Below are 16422 nucleotides of genomic sequence, written 5' to 3'. Positions count from 1 at the left end.
GGCAAAAGCCATTATGAAAAGAATAAGACCGATTCCAACAAGTGCAGCCAAATGAAGTCCGCCCNCAATGCCACCTGGATCATCACTACCTACGGCTCCAGGTATTTTAGTAAGAAAGTCCCATGATAGCGCGGCCGACCCGTTAGTAAAAACATTAACCAAGATTGCAATAAGTGGAACAATAGCAACTACAACACATAGAAATACTGCCCCTTTGACTATTTTATCCAGTACGAGTCTCCTGCCAACGTTGTAACGAAAATGTGTTCTGAATTCTGCTCTTTGTTCANCAATACCACCCGGATCATCACTACCTACTGCTCCAGGTATTTGAGTAAGGAATTCCCATGATAGTGCAGCTGATCCATTAGTAAAGACATTAACTAGTATGGCAATAAGTGGGACAATAGCAACTACCACACATAGAAAGACAGCACCTTTGACGATTTTATCTAACAAGAGTCTTCTGCCAACGTTGTAACGAAAATGTGTCCTAAACTCTGCTCTTTGTTCTGGTGTTATCATGCCAATACTGCCCCCTCATGTGATTTGACAACTTTTGCAACAAGAAGATGTGCCACTACATTAATGGCAAAAGCCATTATGAAAAGAATTAGACCGATTCCAACAAGTGCTGCCAAGTGAAGTCCGCCTTGAGAAGCTTCAGCAAATTCATTTGCCATGATACTAGCCATTGTTTGTCCAGGTTGAAACAAAGAAGATGGAAAGGCTGCGGCTCCAGTTGCGTTTCCTATCAACATGGTAACTGCCATAGTTTCTCCCACAGCTCTTCCAAGACCCAGTATAGATGCGCCAATCAAACCTGATTTTGAGTATGGCAATACTGCAAGTCTGAAAGCTTCCCATTTTGTTGCTCCAAGCATGTATGCAGCTTCACGTTGACTGTTTGGCACTGCCAACATGATCTCTTTTGAGATAGATGCAATTGTAGGAATTATCATAATGGCTAGAACTATACTAGCTGTAAGAATATCTAATCCAAACGGAGTTCCAGCAAATATTATGCTGTTGTCTCCAAAAATATTGTGAAGTGGAACTTCAATCCAGTCTTTAATATAAGATCGAAATACAAGTAGACCCCATAAACCATATACAACACTTGGAACAGCTGCTAAAAGTTCTATCACCATAGCAAGCGGTGTTCTTAACAATCTAGGCGAGAGTTCAGAAAGGAACATGGCAATTCCAAAGCTTAGAGGTATTGCTATTGCCATGGCAATTCCAGCATTAACAAGAGTGCCCATAATGTAAGGTGCAGCTCCATAAGACTCCCTACCTTCCACAGAATTCCAATCAGATCCAGTAAGAAATGAAATGCCTTCTTGTTGCCATACTTGGGCTGAGCCACTACCAAGGTTAAACACAATTAGCGCAATAATTGCAAGAACATAGGTAGCAGCACCTATAGCAACATACTTGAAAATTTTATCTANAATCAGATCCAGTAAGAAATGAAATACCTTCTTGTTGCCACACTTGGGCCGAGCCGGTACCAAGGTTGAACACAATTAGTGCAATAATTACAAGAACATAGGTAGCAGCACCTATAGCGATATACTTGAAAATTTTATCTATGTGAGGTGACCCTTTTTTCATTTTAATGGTCATCATATAGCATATTTGGCTATCAAACCAGATATGAGAAGTTCGACCATAATTTCTTAGGTTTCATAGTTCACTATAGAACTATATAGATATACATAGAAGCCGGAGACAAGTGCTTTAATTATAAGAATTACAAGGTAAGCATTGTCTGAGATACTAAACGATAAAGAGGTTAGAAAACTACAACTCGTAGGTGGATCTACATATGTTCTGTCACTTCCAAAAAAATGGGTTGATGAACTAAAACTAAAGACAGGCGACCCAGTCTCCATAATCAAAAATGTGAACAAGTCTCTTTCAATATTACCAACACAAAACTCTTCAGCTCCAAAGATCTCAAAATCAAAGACGATCATCAGCCAGAAAGATTCCGTAGAATCAATTCAAAGAAAAATTATTGCAATGTATTTGGCAGGATATCAGATTATCGAGATTCATGCAAAAGGAGGCAGGATTCAACTAGAACACAAGCAAGCAATAAGAGATCTAGTAAGAAAAAACATGATTGGAACAGAGATAGTAGAATCTACTCCCGAGTCTCTTACAGTTCAGATTTTAACTAGCCTTCCAGAACTTTCCATAAATGATGCACTAAAGAGAATGTTTTTGCTCACATCAACAATGCATAGACAAGCAATTGACGCTCTAAAAGAGATGGATGTGGAGTTGGGCGAAGAGATTACGCATTTAGATGATGAGGTAGATAGATTCAGTTTGTACATATTAAGAAATTTAACACTTGCAGTAGAACATGAAAAAATTCTTCGGGACATTGGACTCAAAAAACCATCAGACTGTATCAGTTACAGAATAGTGGTAAAATCAATTGAAAGGATAGCAGACCATGCCGTATCAATTGCAAGCAGGATAAAGTTCCTAAAATCAACCTTAGAGCCATCATTAATACAGAAAATAACTCGCCTAAGTGAGGATTCACTCAAGGTGTTTGAGGATTCCATCTTGGCTCTAAACAAGAGAGATTATGCACTTGCAGACAATGTTGCCTCCAATGCACGTAGAATAGCTGAGAAAGAAAGAGAATTCACAGATAGTCTGGAAGAATCAAAAAAATATTCTAGCGTAATCAAATTTGTCTTGGAAGATATCCGCAGGACAGCAGAATATTCAAGTGACATAGCTGAAGCAGTCATTAACGAAACAGTGCAGGACGTAATTTCAGAGAATAATGTACTCTAAAACGGGTACAAAACACTAGATCGGTCCAATTTTTCAATCTATATAGATTTGATGTCCTATATAGAACAGGTATTTATCTATGAAGCTTAGGATGGACTACATGGCTCAGTGGATGTCATGGATAAAATCAAACGATAAAGAAATCATTGCAATATTAAACGATCTTGCAAGTAAAGCAGAAGAGTCTGCAAAATTATTGGTAGAACTGTTTGTAAACTTTGATAAATTAAATGAGATTCATTCTCAGATCGAGAAGATAGAAAAAGAAGCTGACAAATTAACACACTCGGTCTTTGAGGAACTAAACAAGACATTCATCACCCCATTAGACAGGGAAGACATATCCAGAATAGCATCAAAGACAGACGATATTATAGACTACATTGATGGAATAGTTGGTAGGATTATTGGTTTTAAGATAAAGTCACCTCCACCACATATGCTTGAAATTGCAAAAGAAATCCACAATTCCACAAAAGAGATCAATTTAATGATTACAAGGTTAAACAAGGTAAAGGCAGACAAATCATTAATCGAACACTGTAGAGCCATAAATGAACAAGAACATCGTGTTGATGTAATATATCGTAAAGCCATTGGGGAGTTATTTGAAACTACAGATGTCATCAACATAATCAAGATGAAAGATACCTATGAAGCACTTGAACATGCTTCAGATAGATGTCTTGATGTTGCTGATTCCATCGAGGACATTGTTCTCAAGTACACATAGGTATTGTCCATGATCGAATTAGCGATTGGAGCAATTGTAGTAGCACTAGTTTTTGATTTTCTCAATGGGTTTCATGATGCCGCAAATTCGATTGCAACCATAGTCGGAACAAGAATTCTGAGGCCATTGCATGCAGTTACCTTGGCTGCAGCGGCAAATTTTATTGGTCCATTTCTATTTGGAGTTGCAGTTGCCACAACAGTTGGAAAGGGAATCATAAATCCAGATTTTGTAACACTGAACATAATAATTGGTGCCTTGGCAGGGGCCATAGTTTGGGATATTATAACATGGTTGCTAGGATTACCAACTTCTAGTAGTCATGCATTAGTGGGTGGAATCATAGGGGCTGGAATTGCAGGGGCAGGTTCTCACGTGATAATACTGGATGGGATTCAAAAGGTAGGAATGGGAATTCTAGTCTCGCCAATAGCAGGTTTTGCCGCTGCATTTGCAATGGGGTTAGCTATAATGACAGTATTTGCAAAGGCAAAACCACATGCAGTAAATTCTGCATTTGGAAGATTGCAGCTAGTTTCTGCCACGTATTTTTCCTTGACCCATGGAGCAAACGACGGACAAAAGACAATGGGGGTCATTGCATTGATTTTACTAACTCAAGGTGTAATTACAAAGTTTAGTGTTCCATATTACGTGATCATAATGGCCGCGTTAGCAATAAGTCTTGGAACTTTCTTTGGCGGATGGCGCATAGTAAAGACAATGGCAGTAAAGATCACTCAGCTTAGACCATACCAAGGCTTTGCAGCAGAGACAAGTGCAGCAAGCATACTTGCAACTCTTGCATGGCTTGGAATTCCTGCAAGTACTACACATGCAATTTCTGGAAGCATAATGGGAGTGGGAGCAGTAAGAAGAATGTCTGCAGTGAGGTGGAGCATAGGAAAAAGAATTGTGTGGGCATGGGTAATCACCATACCTGCCAGTGCAGCAGTGTCATTTGTCATAATGCTATTCATAAAAGCAATATCTCACTAAAACTTCATCATACACTATTACGAATCAATACACGGTCTTCAACAATTTCATCGTCAACATCAATTACTACAACTTAAAAGAAATGATACATTACAATAAATAAAATGAAAAAATTCATACAAATAAATAAAAAAATATTTCATAAAAGATTTGAAAAGATTTTAAACGATTTTTGCCAGAAACTAGACAAATACACAACAGAGCCTAATGATGAAAATATACATGACATCAGGGTATCAATTAGACGCCTAGAGGCAATATACAGAGTACTTCCAAAGAGTGTCAGGAAGCAAGGTGATATTAGCGAATACGTAAAACAAGCAAAACAACTTTTCAAAGTTAACGCAGAGATAAGAGATTTTGACATAATTTGTAGCAACATGGAGTCAAAGTATACAGATAAAACCACAGATCTGGTTTTAGGTCTAAAGACTTCAAGAGTAGAACATATCAAAAATGCCAATAAATTGGCTCTCAAGATATCCCTGGCAAATAGACCTAAAATTTGCAAATCGGATTTAAGAAAATCAAAGCTAGAAAAGAGATACCTCAAGGTTTTAGATGAAATCATGCTGGACATACAGAAAAATGCAATAATTGCACTGGGAGATGAGAAGAAAATTGATGAACTCCACATGCTTAGAAAAGACTTTAAAAGATTACGATATTCGTTGGAGATTGCATCAGACAAAAAAATGACTGCAGGCATACTCAAAGATTTAAAAAATATTCAGGACATACTTGGTGAAATTCACGATAGTGACATAATCATAAACCATCTTAGAAATACTAAACAAAAGTCATACACAGACATCATAGAAGCAGAAGTTTTGGAGAGAGTCAAGAAATACAACACATTTGTAACTACTTTTAAAAAAGAACTAAAGGTGGATAATTTTGTACTACAGTTCCAACATTGAATTTTGTGAACTGCCTGGATATGGACGAATTGAAAGAATCACTTTGACATCAAATACAATTTCAAATTTTTTCAACGTATCCTTGAGTAACAAAGTCTGAGTAGATCTTGATGGAGTAATAACAAATTCTATTATTTTCTTGCCGTGTAGTTTTATTTCGACCTTTGATTTGGTTCTTTCAAGAATCTTTCTCAAGGTAATCAGTATTGATATCTTCCTCATCGATGCCTTATCTTGTTGAGACAGAATTGTTTTATATCTAGAAAATAACCAATCTGCCGTCTTGGTATGTTTTGTATGTACCAGAGAAAGTCCCAATACCAGATGATCGTTATGATCAAGCGGTATATCTTCATCCATAATTGAATAAAATACACTTTGAGGATTACTAAATGATGATTTTGCCGATGCATTTTTTTCAGCATAGTCAAGTATTTTTCGTTCTCTCTTAGAAATGACGTTGACAGAATACAGACTGTTAAGAAAATTTTCTTTTTCCGGGCTTGTTTTACGCTGCTGCTCATCAAGACCTATAGTTTTTCGAATTTGTTCTGCAGTGATATTACCATCATGATATGTTTTTGGATCTTCGAGAAATATTGAAAGTGCTCCTTCTCTTAGTCCATGATTGCTTACATATAGATTTGAAAAATCATATTTTTCCATCAATGTATTAATCACACAAGATCCTGCAACAATTGTTTCTGATCTACTGGAACCTATTACAGATATTTTGGAGATATCATTAGACTTCATCTTGGACAGTTTGCCAACTGTAGAATCAAGAGATTTATGACTAATTTTGTAATTATGTGTCTTATCAAGAGGATATTTTGAGAGTCTTTGTTCATATCTTGCCAATGCACGTAGTGTACCTCCAACACCCACAAGCTTGACATCATTACTCAGACCCAGGTCTTTTTTATTTGGAAGAAGGCTCCAGACATATCGTTTTAGGTTTTTGAGATTCTTGTCAGTAAGTTTTCCTTGTCTCCCATCAAATTGGTGTGTAAGTCTTAGAGATCCTAGAGGTAAAGAGATTACTTTTCTTATCTTGAATCGTTCTGCGTGAACAATCTCAAGACTTCCTCCTCCAATATCAAAGAATAACGCATCAGGAATACGCAGTGATTTTATTGCACCAACATAAGAATACAGTGCTTCTTCTCGCTCAGATAAAACTTTGAAATTAAATCCAGATTCTTTTGAAACAGAATTAAGAAAATCATCTTTGTTACTTGCTTCTCGAACTGCGCTGGTAGCAATAGGCAAGACGGATTTTATTGGATTCAATTGGATTATTTCTCGAAAAACTTTTAGTGTTTCAATTGCTCGTTCCATGGGTTTTTTTCCTAGTTGTCCTCTTTCATCAAGCCCTTCTCCTAATCGTACTTTGATTCCTTCCTGTTGATAGATATCAAATGAATCATCGTCTTTTACGTTATAGATAACTAATTTTGCAGAGTTAAAGCCTAGATCTATTACAGATATTTTCAGCTAAACATTACCCACATTGATACTAACATGTTACTATTAATCTAGTTCTGATTTACATTTTTTTACTAAATGAAAAATATAGAAAACGTAGACCTATACAATTTTTTTTAGGTGTTTTGGAGTAAGAAGCCATCTTAATTCCCCCTTAATTTTAGGAAGTGTAGATATCACACGTATCCTTGCCATACCAGCCTTCTTGAGGTTTATTCTGCAAAGATTGAGATATTGCTTCACTTATCATTTCGCTCAGATATGGCTCATGTCCTACCACAAGTACTACAGAGTCTTGTTTCAATGTAGACAAGACAGAGTAAAACTCTAGTCGATTACCTTCAGGTTTTAGAGAAATGATTTCTTCAATTTTGCCTTTGTATTTTAGAGATTTTGTTACAATCTCAGCTGTTTGCTTGGCTCGCAAAAGAGGACTGGTAAATACGCTATCTAGTTTTATTCCCAAAGATTTTAGGCCATTTGACAGATCGGCAATCTCTTGCTGACCTTCTGAGGTAAGTGATCTTTTAGAATCTCCAGGAGATAGAGAGTGCCTTCCAGCTTCACCATGACGCAGTATTAACAAATCCATTGACCAGTCATCAATTTTTCACATATTTATGAGTTAGAGAAAATACCATTGCACTTGCCATTAATCAGATTTGAATCAGTCAGATATGTAAAAATCGACCATGATTTATTATGTTTCATAGAGATACAATTACTATATAGATTACAGTCATTACTTCATACCAATTCTACAAAATCAATGTCAAGTGAAAGAATGTGGCAACATCGGTAAAACCTAAAATTGCCTCACACCGCAGTGATTCGAGTATGAGATCAGAGACTAGAGGCAAACTCATCATAGTAGAAGGAATAGACGGTTCAGGAAAATCAACTCAAATTCATCTTTTAGAAAAATGGCTTGCATACAAAGGTGTCAGTGTTTTCAAATCAGAATGGAATTCTTCAGAGATGGTAAAGGAGATCACCTCCAAGGGAAAGAAGAAGGGATTACTAACTCCAACCACTTTTAGCTTGTTGCATGCTACGGATTTTGCTGACAGATATGAGAGAAACATTTCTCCGTTACTAAGAGCAGGTCACTTTGTTCTAGCAGATAGATATGTGTATACCGCGTTTGCAAGAGACATTGTTAGAGGTTGCAATCCAGAGTGGGTCAAGAAGGTTTACGATTTTGCAATAAAACCCGATGTTGCATTTTACTTTAANAGACCCAAGCTAAAGTATTATGAAGCTGGCATGGATATGAATTTGAGTAATGATCAATATGAAAGCTATAGGATTTTCCAGGGAAGAATAATTGAGCAATATGACTCGCTTGCGCAAAGTGAAGGATTCACTGTAATAGATGGTACGGCAAATATTGAAGAGCAGCAAAACATTGTAAGAAAAAAGATCCTGCCACTTTTAGAAGGCTACCAAACAAACAAGACAAGGACTAGGAGATAAGAAATGGCACGGACAAAATACAAAGATCTTGGAAAGAGAACAGTAGAGTTCTATGGTCAAGGCATAAAGAACTTGCAGGACATAGAAATCAAGGGCAGACTAATCGTAATAGAAGGCCCAGATGCATCAGGACGTAGTACACAGATCCAAGAGATTACCACAAGGTTAGAGGCAGATGGTCATGCTGTACTCAATACAGGCCTTAAGAGATCTGAACTTGTCGGCAGAGGAATATTGGAGGCAAAAAGAGACTATAACCTTGGTAGAAAGACCTTGGCATTATACTATGCAGCAGACTTTGCAGACCAATTCGAATACAAGATAATACCTGCATTACAGGCAGGATATATCGTACTTGCAGACAGATACATCTACACACTCATAGCAAGAAATCTGGTCAGAGGATTAGATAGAACATGGTGCCACAATTTGTACGGATTTGCCATAAAACCTGATATTGTATTTTACCTGGATGTAGAACCGTCAGTTCTAATACATAGGGTATTTCAGAAAAATTCCACGTTAGACCATTATGAATCTGGAGCAGACATTGGCCTATCAGAAGATATGTACGAGTCATTTTTGATTTATCAAAAAAGGATCTCGCAAGAATTTCATGCAATGCAGAAAAAATATGGTTTGATACCAATCAATGGAAATAGAACAATGCCAGAAATACATAATGACTTACAGAAAAGAATAGACACTTTTCTTCAACGCATAGACCATCAGTAAGAAGACAAAATTTCAGCGTACAATAACTAATTTTGAAGAAACAAATCAGATGTTATCAAACTGGCTCATGTGGTGATGTATCATTTTTGATTTCTATTGCATTTTTTGTAGGTTTGACAGGTTTCACTCGCACTAGACTGGTATAGACTGCTTTTCCTTTTGAAATTGGAACTAGAACTTTTTTTAATTGTTTTAGATGAATACTTTTTTCATGTATTTTTTTAGCAGCCTTGTCGGTAAAAGACATCACATGCACAAACATAGTACGATCGTTTTCATCCTGAAACACGTTATACTCTGTTGTTCCAGGTTCCGTCTTTTTCACCTGTTCCACATATTCTGATATAGCACTAGTTGCTTTGGCAAGTTTTTTCTTTTTTATTTTGTATTGTACCACAATTGTGATTGGATCCAATGTCATACTAGTAAGTGCAAATAGTAAATCGATGGATAAAAACTTGATCGCCTCAATAATTGAGAGTCCATAAAGCGATTAAAGAAGCAAATTACATACATCTTATTTCTATATAGGAACCATAAACAATAACAGTCTATACGGCGTAGCCTTTTGAATCTCTAAGCATATCTTCTAGTCATGTCGATAACATATGACGGCTATTTCAGATTTGATATTTTATGTGGTGATATTTCTAATTTAGATGAGGATATCGAACTGGTTGCAGTCTTAAACCACAAAGGAAGAGCCATAGAAACCAAAGCAAGAGAAGAAGGCATAGACAAATCTCTGACTCTACAAAAAAGAGAGATGTTTTTCATGCAGTCGGTTCTACAAACCTCAATGAACAGAGACCATGATGATGAGTTTGGTAAAGTAAAAAGCTCTATTCTTGAAAGGGAGAGATTTACAACCTTATCATTTGAATTTTCCAATTATGTCATTTTGGTAGTTTCAAGACCTAGTCTGGATCCAATTCAACTCAAAAACAGCATCGTAGAGAAGATTAACGGTATCAAGAAAATAGGACTAGCACAATAAAAAATTCTAGATTGCACACATGGAAATAGGTTATTTTCGTGTAGAGCATCAATTGAAAACTATTGTAGATTTGACATGACAAGTACACAAACATTTCAAATCTTCACATTTTATTTCATCAGTATCAAATTCTGAATCGTTTCCATGTTTGTGTTCCAATGAAATTTTGTGCTCGCAGATATAACAAATCATCATTTGTTACCATCTCCAATAATGAAGATCATTGATAAACAAAACGTAAATGAAAATCATATTCATATTGTATATCATAGGGTATCGTAAAAGAAAAGAAGAGAGGGAGTTTATTGTTTTACGCCAGTGTTAGGATCAAGGAACAGTTTGTCCACACCACCATGTTTGAAGTCAAACATGTTGTCAAGTGAACCTGCCTTTTTGTCAAAGGATTGTGGGTCTGGTATCGGTCCGAGGTTCCAATTGTCCTCAATGAATTTCAGTATTGAGGATTGATCAGTCACTGAATGGTCTACAAAGTTCTCCTTTGCATATGGAGATATTACCATCAATGGCAATCTTGGGCCATAACCACATCTGTCCTGATAAGCACCTGGTTTTGTAGTTCCGCAACCAACATCCTGTGCAGGATCATTTGATTGGTTGAGAATTGTCGGCATCACATGATCATACCATCCATCTGAATCATCATATGAGATGATTACTGCAGTGTTCTTCCACTCATCAGTTTTTTGGAGCTTGTTGATAGTGTCAACAATGAAATGCTGTTCATCTATAGGATCAGAGTAACCAGCATGTCCATCTTGATACTTTGCTGCTTTGAGGTAGCTTACTGCTGGCATTTTACCGGCATCTACAGCTGCCCAAAAGTCTGAAAGATCATACTGATGGTTTGCTTGACCATTGTGTCCTATTTCATCAACTGATAGAGGAGGAAGGTGATGTTGATTTGCAGTAGATGCATAGTACTCAAATGGCTCGTGGTGTGCACTATAGTCAGTTACATTAGCGCCACCTACATTCAGATGCGATGATTTGCATTTTGCCTTGTGTGCTGGATTGCCATCCCATGGTGTGCTTGGTTTGAACCCACCTTGGAACCATCCCCAAGTAACGCCTTTAGCATTTAGAAGATCACCTACGTTCTTTCCACCCATAGCTGTTGGTGCAAAGCTTGAGCAATCATCAAATGCGCCATCTGGGTCTCCAATTATGGTGTGATGTGTCACAGTATCAGGAACATCAGATGTTGTAACATTGCCTGTTTCACCTGATACTAGGTTCAACATTCCTGGAGTTGACGGACCAAATGTGGTGTCAAAGGAATTGTCACTCATAGCATAATGCTGTGCATAATTCCACAATGCTGTTACTGTGTTTCCATCATAGTAACCCATAACAGTGCTGCCATCAGGATTGCAACCAGGACCAACGTTTGAGACTGTTTCTACAAACTTGTCAACCAGTCCGCCATCATAGGCCTTTTGTTCTGGTTGATAGTCATGGTCTTCATCACATGTTATTATCTGTGATAAGGTATTGTCCAATCTGAATGGTTGTTTGGAATTAGGATTGTTGTCAATGAGTGCCTGTGTCAACCCATTTGCAGAGGGAGTATCCTTTGATGCCTTGAATTGAGGTTCACCAGTTGGATTTGCTGCATTTGGATATGTTGCAAAATAATGATCATATGATACATTTTCTTGGAATATGACCACTACGTGTTTTATTGGAGTGCTAGTAGATGGCGATTCTGATGCAAAGCTTGTAGAGCTCAGCAAAAGAGATGCAATCATTAGTGCCGCAATTGTTGTTGTCAGAATTTTCGTCATTGAGACGCAGATTCTTTTTGTTCAATATCTCCATGTCCCAAATAGATTTGGTTGTACTACTTGAGAAACAGGGACAAAATAAAGAAATTGTATATGTACTCGATCTCATTGATCGCTTAAGAGATTACATAGTGGTCAATGTAGGTACGTAGTGATCAACAAAAATATAGTAAATATTTAGATAAAATAAGAACACTCTGTAATTCGGTCTACAGAGATTCTTTACATGTCAACTTATGGATTTTTGTAGACCCTCCCCGCAATTAAGAGTTTAATTGTTTTTAGCTTACAATACACAAAGATAGAATTGACAATTTGTGCAGTAGATTATTTTATGATCTGATTCGATTCTTTTTGTTTTATTATCTTTCCAAGAGTAATGGTATCAAGAGTAGAGCGAATCTTGCCCTCTTTGATTTTGTTGTTCCATTCTTTTACTTTGGCAAATTTTTCTCCATCGCCTATTATTTTTGTAGCCAAAACAGGATTGTTTGACCACCAAGAGATTGCAGTCTGGACTACATATTGCAGATCATTGTCTGAGACAATTGGCCAGTGTTGACTCAATGTATTCTCAAGTGGAAGATCAAGAAGACCCAGTCGTTTTTTATCATAAACAATATCTCTGCAAATCGGGATGGATCCTCAAGTGCAGATATAGAAATTTTAACCATAGTTCCATCTTGAGTACTTTTGTCATTATCTACAAAAGTTATCTTCACCAATCCACGGGTACCAGATATAGTGAGACCGTCTTTTTCAGTCTCGATTTTACCACCCATTTCCTTTAGGATATCCAACATCACCTGCAAGCGCTCTTTTTGCATAGTTTCAATCAGTATTGGTGTATCTGATTTTTTATCCAAGAGTGAAGTTATGGTATCAGAAGATTTTGTCAGATCAATCTTGATACAGCCTAGAACCGTCTTTACCAATTCAAAATCATCGTTTTCAAATATCATGGTTTCAGGCATTCTCTTGTCTGTAGTTGCCAGTCTTCGCAAGACATTGAAAATTTCATCAGGAAGATTTGGTAATTGGTCATATCCAACAAAACCATGTTTGTTCTCACCATCAGATTTCCAAATAGCTGTTATTGGTTCAGCGATTGTAGAACGATATTGTACACAGCACGTTTTTCCATAGGTGCAAGCATTGGAGTATCAGTGTTTAGGTAAGTGCGAAAATATGTAGTACCTTCAAAACTAGAACACTTCAGTACATTTCCCATATTGACTTGGGCAACGAATTTTTCTTTTTTGGTATCAACTTGTATNAAGCATAGGAGTATCAGTGTTTAGGTAAGTGCGAAAATATTCAGTGCCTTCAAAACTCGAACACTTGAGAACATTTCCCATATTGACTTTGGCAAAGAATTTTTCTTTTTTTGTATCAACTTGTAGAGGTATCCAGTCTCGTGATTTTGGATCAAACTCTTCCCATGATTTCTTTGCTTGGTAGTTCAACTTGTTCTCGGTCTCCCAATTTTCTTACCTCTGGCTTGTAGAGTCGGGTTATGACTTTGACATGATCCTCTAGCGTATGTATTGTAACATTGACTCCCCACAGCGAATCAAGAAATTCTTTGCGTTTTTCAGAATCAACAACTATGGTCCAACGCTTGTCAACTGNAGTTCAACTTGTTCTCGGTCTCCCAATTTTCGTACTTCGGGCTTGTAGAGTCTGGTTATGACCTTGACATGATCCTCTAANGTCCAACGCTTGTCAACTGAACGTGGTCTTATCTCAAGCCGGTTTAGGATCTTGTCTAGTCGGGATTTTTGAGAAAATTGTAATGGAACGATTTTTGTAAACGTATTCTTGTAGGTTTCGCAAAGATTAGGTCTTCCTCTCTGAAAACAAACATCACAGAATTCAAGCGGTTCCAAATTGATATCTGTTCACTATCTCACAACCGGCATTATAATAGGTATGAAAGTAGGCAGGACCTGGCTAATTACCCATAGAAATAACCGTTAACCATGTTACTGAACATGGTTGCGCAATTCATTATAAACAAAAATACGTAGTATATCACATGAACAGAAAATGCAGCATGATTGCAGCATATATCATGATGTTAATAGTTCCATTTTCTGGAGACATATTCTCTGCAGCAGCACAGATGACAGTAAAGACAGTAGTTCCAATCATCGCAGGCTAGGATTAGAACTTGATTATAAAATAAATTAAAATAATTGTTCCTAGAGATAATCTAAAATTTTATTCTCTTCTTAATGCAACCATAGGAGATAATTTGGATGCTTTCCATGCAGGATACATTCCAGCTATAACACTTAACGTGAAAGAAAGAACCCAGACCTTAATCAAATCCATCAGAGCAAAAATTGGCGGTATGTGGATAGATGCTCCACCTCCTCCACCTCCGCCCATAGGAGAAGATGTAGTAACCATACTCATTATGTAACCCCCACCAATTCCTATGAACATTCCCAATGTGGCACCAATANAATTTAGATGCTTTCCATGCAGGATACATTCCAGCTATAATACTTAACACAAGAGAAAGTAGCCAGACCTTAATCAAATCCATCAGAGCAAAAATGGGCGGTATGTGTACAGATTGACCACCTCCTCCGCCCATAGGTGTAGTTGTAGTAACAATACTCATTATGTAACCGCCACCAATGCCGATGATTACTCCCAATGAGGCGCCTATTATTCCAATCAAGCTAGCTTCCACTATGAATAGTGCAAGAATAGTAGTATTCTGTGCACCTATCGCTTTCATGGTTCCTATTTCTCTGATTCGTTCGGTAACAGAGTTGTATAACGTAGTAACAATACCAACTGCTCCTACAACAAGCGCAATAATTCCAACCATTAGAATAAAGGCAGCATTGCCACTTGCAGCTTGCTGTCTTACTGCCATGATCGCTTTAGGAGTTGTAGCACCAAGAGTTTTACCAAACATGCCAGTTATTTCCTGCTGTACAGTATCAACATCATCAGGAGTAGTAGCGGCCACTATTACTTGATCATACCTATTTTGCTTGTGTAACAATTCATTGCCCGCATCAAGATTTATGATAATTGAACGATCTATCATTGTATTACCAGACGGTTTCAGTATTCCGGAAACTACAAAATTCTTTACTACAGTTGTTTGCTTTCCGCTTGAATCCGTATAACTTGATGTGGCTTTGATTGTTTGACCAAGTACAACAAAAGCACTATCGGCTCCAGGTGGATTTACTATGGTATCTCCCACTAATGCAGATGCCCGATCGTTTGCATTTATGGTAGAACCGTCAACATACTCTAGATTAGGTAGTTCTACAGTCAATTTTGATGGGTCAAGTGCAACAATTGAGGCTCTCTGAGTGTTTCCCTGTGAATTCATTTGTACTGAACCAGTATATTCAGGTATTACATCAGATATGTTTGGAAGGCTCCTTATTTTCTGTAGAATGACATCATTAATTATCAAAGAATTACTTGATGATGAAGCAAATGAACTAAGAGAANTGCAGATGATCGATCACCTGGGTTTATGGTAGAACCATCTACATATTCAAGATTAGGTAACTCTACAGTTAATTTTGATGGATCAATTGCAGTGATTGATGCACGCTGAGTGTTTCCCTGTGAATCTATTGATACTGAACCACTGTATTGAGGTATAACATCTGAGATGTTTGGGAGACTCTTGATTTTTTGTAGAATTATATCATTGATTATCAAAGCATTGCCAGCAGATGCATCTCGAAATCCACGCTGTCCGCTACTTACAAAGATAACATTAGCCGCTAAAGTATTGAATTGTTTTTCCAAAAATGCAGCCTGACCTGCACTCAGACCATTTAACACAACAACNTCTGTAGAATGACATCATTAATTATCAAAGAATTACTTGAGGAACTTGCAAATGAGCTAAGAGAACGTTGCCCACTACCTACAAAAATAACATTGGCCGCTAATGTGTTAANACATCATTAATTATCAAAGAATTACTTGATGAACTTGCAAATGAGCTAAGGGAGCGTTGTCCACTACCTACAAAAAGAACATTTGCTGCCAGGGTGTTAAACTGTTTTTCTAAAAATGCTGCCTGACCTGCACTCAGACCATTTAATACAACAACAAGACTGCATCCAAGTACAACCATAAGTATGGTAAGTAGTGTTCTGACTTTTCTATCAACTAGTGCTTCAAACGACAGTGAAAAAAGATCTTTAGGATTCATTTTCTTTCTTTTTTGCACCATCAAATATTGACACAATGTCTGTATCTCCTTGTGTTAGCATGGCTAGTTTTTTCTTTGATCTTTTCTTTTTTATTACAAATACAATTGCTACTGCTGCTGCAATTGGGATTCCAACAAGTACTGGCAGAGGCAGAGGAAGCTGATCAAGTATGGATTCATCTTGAGGTGCAGTAGTAGATTGCTGGCTTCTAGCAAGAAAGACTGTCCCATTTAATACC

General features: G+C 37.2%; 17 protein-coding genes and 2 pseudogenes. 9 read left to right on the top strand and 10 right to left on the bottom strand.

What is annotated here, in order from left to right; all coding sequences use genetic code 11:
• Positions 1-521: 521 nt before the first annotated feature.
• Positions 522-1445 carry a phosphate ABC transporter permease subunit PstC gene (gene pstC / locus DYY66_RS04215; protein WP_309223965.1) on the bottom strand — a complete coding sequence of 308 codons (924 nt, stop codon included), beginning with the start codon at positions 1443-1445 and terminating at the stop codon, positions 522-524.
• Positions 1446-1770: 325 nt separating this feature from the next.
• Here pstC and DYY66_RS04210 point away from each other — a divergent pair, with 325 nt between their 5' ends.
• The 4 genes from DYY66_RS04210 to DYY66_RS04195 all read left to right on the top strand — a co-directional run bounded on the left by DYY66_RS04210 (position 1771) and on the right by DYY66_RS04195 (position 5475).
• Positions 1771-2823, top strand: coding sequence for a phosphate uptake regulator PhoU (locus DYY66_RS04210; protein WP_166286485.1), 1053 nt, complete (start codon positions 1771-1773; stop codon positions 2821-2823).
• Between the two features lie 100 nt (positions 2824-2923).
• Positions 2924-3556 carry a DUF47 domain-containing protein gene (locus DYY66_RS04205; protein ID WP_166286489.1) on the top strand — a complete coding sequence of 211 codons (633 nt, stop codon included), beginning with the start codon at positions 2924-2926 and terminating at the stop codon, positions 3554-3556.
• A gap of 9 nt (positions 3557-3565) precedes the next feature.
• Entirely contained in the window at positions 3566-4555 is a 990-nt protein-coding gene (locus DYY66_RS04200) for an inorganic phosphate transporter (protein ID WP_166286483.1), read from the top strand.
• 104 nt (positions 4556-4659) lie between these two features.
• Positions 4660-5475 carry a CHAD domain-containing protein gene (locus DYY66_RS04195; protein ID WP_166286481.1) on the top strand — a complete coding sequence of 272 codons (816 nt, stop codon included), beginning with the start codon at positions 4660-4662 and terminating at the stop codon, positions 5473-5475.
• On the opposite strand, the gene DYY66_RS04190 is transcribed toward DYY66_RS04195, so the two are convergent.
• Positions 5458-6924, bottom strand: a complete 1467-nt coding sequence (locus DYY66_RS04190; RefSeq protein ID WP_309223964.1) for a Ppx/GppA phosphatase family protein — start codon at positions 6922-6924, stop codon at positions 5458-5460. The genes DYY66_RS04195 and DYY66_RS04190 overlap by 18 nt on opposite strands.
• A gap of 199 nt (positions 6925-7123) precedes the next feature.
• The gene (sixA, locus tag DYY66_RS04185) at positions 7124-7555 is read right to left on the bottom strand and encodes a phosphohistidine phosphatase SixA (protein ID WP_166286479.1); all 432 of its coding nucleotides are present in this window, start codon (positions 7553-7555) and stop codon (positions 7124-7126) included.
• Between the two features lie 245 nt (positions 7556-7800).
• Here sixA and DYY66_RS14095 point away from each other — a divergent pair.
• The 3 genes and pseudogenes from DYY66_RS14095 to tmk form a co-directional block, all read left to right on the top strand.
• Positions 7801-8198: pseudogene (locus tag DYY66_RS14095) on the top strand (dTMP kinase); the annotation flags it as partial.
• A 1-nt stretch (position 8199) separates the two neighbouring features.
• Positions 8200-8439: pseudogene (locus DYY66_RS14090) on the top strand (hypothetical protein); the annotation flags it as partial.
• Between the two features lie 3 nt (positions 8440-8442).
• A complete protein-coding gene (gene tmk / locus DYY66_RS04175; protein WP_166286475.1) occupies positions 8443-9174 on the top strand; it encodes a dTMP kinase in 732 nt (243 codons plus the stop codon).
• 55 nt (positions 9175-9229) lie between these two features.
• On the opposite strand, the gene DYY66_RS04170 is transcribed toward tmk, so the two are convergent.
• Entirely contained in the window at positions 9230-9589 is a 360-nt protein-coding gene (locus DYY66_RS04170; protein ID WP_166286473.1) for a putative quinol monooxygenase, read from the bottom strand.
• A gap of 180 nt (positions 9590-9769) precedes the next feature.
• Here DYY66_RS04170 and DYY66_RS04165 point away from each other — a divergent pair, with 180 nt between their 5' ends.
• Positions 9770-10171, top strand: a complete 402-nt coding sequence (locus DYY66_RS04165; protein WP_166286471.1) for a hypothetical protein — start codon at positions 9770-9772, stop codon at positions 10169-10171.
• A gap of 302 nt (positions 10172-10473) precedes the next feature.
• Here the strand turns inward: DYY66_RS04165 and DYY66_RS04160 are convergent, their stop codons facing one another.
• The 4 genes from DYY66_RS04160 to DYY66_RS04145 all read right to left on the bottom strand — a co-directional run.
• Positions 10474-11976, bottom strand: a complete 1503-nt coding sequence (locus tag DYY66_RS04160) for an alkaline phosphatase family protein (RefSeq protein WP_166286469.1) — start codon at positions 11974-11976, stop codon at positions 10474-10476.
• 327 nt (positions 11977-12303) lie between these two features.
• Positions 12304-12543, bottom strand: a complete 240-nt coding sequence (locus tag DYY66_RS04155) for a hypothetical protein (RefSeq protein WP_166286467.1) — start codon at positions 12541-12543, stop codon at positions 12304-12306.
• Entirely contained in the window at positions 12540-12980 is a 441-nt protein-coding gene (locus DYY66_RS04150) for a hypothetical protein (protein WP_166286465.1), read from the bottom strand. Before DYY66_RS04150 ends, DYY66_RS04155 begins: the two co-directional genes overlap by 4 nt.
• Before the next feature lie 273 nt (positions 12981-13253).
• A partial coding sequence (locus tag DYY66_RS04145) for a hypothetical protein (RefSeq protein WP_218583605.1) occupies positions 13254-13442 on the bottom strand: 189 nt, incomplete at its 3' end.
• Between the two features lie 572 nt (positions 13443-14014).
• Between DYY66_RS04145 and DYY66_RS14085 the strand changes: the two genes are divergently transcribed.
• A complete protein-coding gene (locus DYY66_RS14085) occupies positions 14015-14140 on the top strand; it encodes a hypothetical protein (protein ID WP_255496061.1) in 126 nt (41 codons plus the stop codon).
• Between the two features lie 307 nt (positions 14141-14447).
• Here the strand turns inward: DYY66_RS14085 and DYY66_RS15985 are convergent.
• Both DYY66_RS15985 and DYY66_RS04120 read right to left on the bottom strand, forming a co-directional pair.
• The coding region (locus DYY66_RS15985; protein WP_394352568.1) for an ABC transporter permease at positions 14448-14821 on the bottom strand (374 nt) is incomplete at its 3' end.
• Between the two features lie 1351 nt (positions 14822-16172).
• Positions 16173-16422 (bottom strand): hypothetical protein (locus DYY66_RS04120; RefSeq protein WP_166286453.1); only part of this gene is annotated, 250 nt, incomplete at its 5' end.

It is taken from the genome of Candidatus Nitrosotalea sp. FS, from assembly GCF_011319475.1.
GTDB lineage: Archaea > Thermoproteota > Nitrososphaeria > Nitrososphaerales > Nitrosopumilaceae > Nitrosotalea.
Note: the sequence above shows the minus strand (reverse complement) of the source record. Positions and strands in the feature narration are given on the sequence as shown.

Excerpts from the sequence above, each read along its gene's own strand:
- DYY66_RS04205 (WP_166286489.1), top strand. The coding sequence starts at position 2,924 with ATGGCTCAGTGGATGTCATGGATAAAATCAAACGATAAAGAAATCATT.
- DYY66_RS04200 (WP_166286483.1), top strand. The coding sequence starts at position 3,566 with ATGATCGAATTAGCGATTGGAGCAATTGTAGTAGCACTAGTTTTTGAT.
- DYY66_RS04195 (WP_166286481.1), top strand. The coding sequence starts at position 4,660 with ATGAAAAAATTCATACAAATAAATAAAAAAATATTTCATAAAAGATTT.
- sixA (WP_166286479.1), bottom strand. The coding sequence starts at position 7,555 with ATGGATTTGTTAATACTGCGTCATGGTGAAGCTGGAAGGCACTCTCTA.
- tmk (WP_166286475.1), top strand. The coding sequence starts at position 8,443 with ATGGCACGGACAAAATACAAAGATCTTGGAAAGAGAACAGTAGAGTTC.
- DYY66_RS04165 (WP_166286471.1), top strand. The coding sequence starts at position 9,770 with ATGTCGATAACATATGACGGCTATTTCAGATTTGATATTTTATGTGGT.
- DYY66_RS04160 (WP_166286469.1), bottom strand. The coding sequence starts at position 11,976 with ATGACGAAAATTCTGACAACAACAATTGCGGCACTAATGATTGCATCT.
- DYY66_RS14085 (WP_255496061.1), top strand. The coding sequence starts at position 14,015 with ATGAACAGAAAATGCAGCATGATTGCAGCATATATCATGATGTTAATA.